Raw genomic sequence first — 1,800 nt, 5'->3', positions numbered from 1 at the left:
GGCTGGTCGAACTGCTGGGCCGGCCGGCCGCGTTGGTGGAGGGCCCGCTCGCGGGGGCGCTGCTGCTCGCGCTCGGCCTGGTGGCGCTGGACCGGGGCGGCCGGGAGGGCGATCCCGAGCGGACCCGGACGGGCGTACGGCTGGTCGTGCTGGCCGAGCGGTTCCGCTGCCTGCGCACCTTCCAACCGACCATGGGCTCGGCGGCGGCCCGGGCGGACGCGGAGCGGGCCGACCTGGCGGAGTACCGCCGGGCGGTGGCCGCGTACGCGGCGCCTGACCGGTCCACCCTGGCGGCCGAGGCGCGCCGGCTGGTGGGCGGCTGAGCGCAGAACCCAGAACGGGCCCCGGCATGCCGCCGCCCGCTCAGAGCCGCACCGGCAGCCGCAGCAGGTGGAAGCCGTCGGCCGGCCAGTGGCCGAACTCCAGCCCGTCCCGCGCGACCCCGAGCGCTGCCTCCGGCCGCCGGATCAGCACCTGGTCCAGCACCACCGAGGTGACCAGCCGGCCGAGGGCCGCGCCCAGGCAGTAGTGCGCGCCGTGGCCGAACGCCAGGTGGCCGTCGCCGCGCCCGAACTCCCGGGCGATGTCGAGGCGTTCGGGCGCCTCGCCGTACTCCCGCGGGTCGTGGTCGGCGGCCAGCAGGGCGACGGTGACCGGGTCGCCGGTGCGCAGCGCCGTCCCGGCGAAGGTGAAGTCCTCGGCGGCGTACAGGGTGGCGCCGATCCGCACCAGGGTGATGTATCACAGCAGTTCGGGCACGGCCCGCTCCAGCAGCTGCGGCTCGGCGCGCAGCCGGGCCAGCTGGTCGGGGTGGTCGAACAGGGCGAGCAGGCCGTGGGCGAGGAACAGCGCGGGCGGGGTGATGCCGGTGTTGATCAGCAGGAAGACGGCCGCGACCAGGTCGTCCTCGTCCAGCGGCTGCTCGCCCTCGCGGGTGTCGTGGGCCAGGGTGGAGATGAGGTCCCCGGTGGGTTCGGCGCGGCGGCGCGCGATCAGCTCCTTGACGTGGTCGACGATGCCGACCAGGCCCTCGACCGTGCGGCTGCCGTCGCCGTACGCGAAGTCGCGGATCCAGCCGCAGACCCGGGGCCGGTCGGCCTCCTCGACGCCGACCAGCTCGCAGATCACCTGGGTGGTCAGCGGGTAGGCGAACTCGCCCAGCAGGTCGGCCGGTTCGTCCCGGGCGGCGAGGTCGGCCAGCAGCTCGGCGGCGGTGCGCTCGACGAAGCCGCGCAGGGCGGCGATCCGGCGGGCGGTGAAGGCGCGGGTCAGGGGCGCGCGGCGGCGGGCGTGCTCCTCGCCGTCGAACAGTGCCAGGTGGCCGGAGAGGTAGCCGGCGTACTCGGCGGGGAAGCTGTCGAAGGCGGCGGCCAGCAGCTCGTCCTGCGGGTCGGATCCGGCGTCGGCCGGAGCGGCGAGCCCCGCCCGGTCCCGGACCAGCCGGGGCTCGGTGAGCGCGGCCTTGACGTCGGCGTAGCGGGTGACCAGTCGGACCGGGGTGTCCAGGCCGGGCAGGACGACCCGGGGCAGCCCGGTCTGCTCGCGGAAGCGGGGGTAGGCGCCGACGGGGTTCTCGACGTCCTCGGGGGTGAGCCGGACGGGGGTGGTGGTCATGGCGGGTCTCTCCTTCGTCACACGGCTGTGCGGCTTTCGATGCCCCGGAGCTTGCCGGGGCCCGCCTTCAGTGCGGTTTCACCGTGGTTTCAGTCGTCCGGGCGGTGGCGCGGACGGTATAATTGAACGCGTTCAGAAGCTTGGGCTAGGCTGGGCTCCCAGGAACCGGGGGCAGGAGGGGGAAGC

The 1,800-nt window shown here is 75.3% G+C and carries 3 protein-coding genes; 1 reads left to right on the top strand and 2 read right to left on the bottom strand.

Going from position 1 to position 1,800, the window contains the following annotated elements; genetic code table 11:
• A partial coding sequence (locus ACWDCZ_RS40980) for a hypothetical protein (RefSeq protein WP_449818671.1) occupies nucleotides 1–323 on the top strand: 323 nt, incomplete at its 5' end.
• Between the two features lie 40 nt (nucleotides 324–363).
• On the opposite strand, the gene ACWDCZ_RS40975 is transcribed toward ACWDCZ_RS40980, so the two are convergent.
• Both ACWDCZ_RS40975 and ACWDCZ_RS40970 read right to left on the bottom strand, forming a co-directional pair.
• Nucleotides 364–729 (bottom strand): cytochrome P450, encoded by a 366-nt coding sequence (locus ACWDCZ_RS40975; protein WP_449818670.1) that lies wholly within the window; start codon nucleotides 727–729, stop codon nucleotides 364–366.
• 12 nt (nucleotides 730–741) lie between these two features.
• A complete protein-coding gene (locus ACWDCZ_RS40970; protein ID WP_449818669.1) occupies nucleotides 742–1,614 on the bottom strand; it encodes a hypothetical protein in 873 nt (290 codons plus the stop codon).
• Between the last annotated feature and the right edge of the window lie 186 nt (nucleotides 1,615–1,800).

It is taken from the genome of Kitasatospora sp. NPDC001225, assembly GCF_053597855.1.
This window is presented reverse-complemented; position numbering and strand designations above follow the sequence as displayed.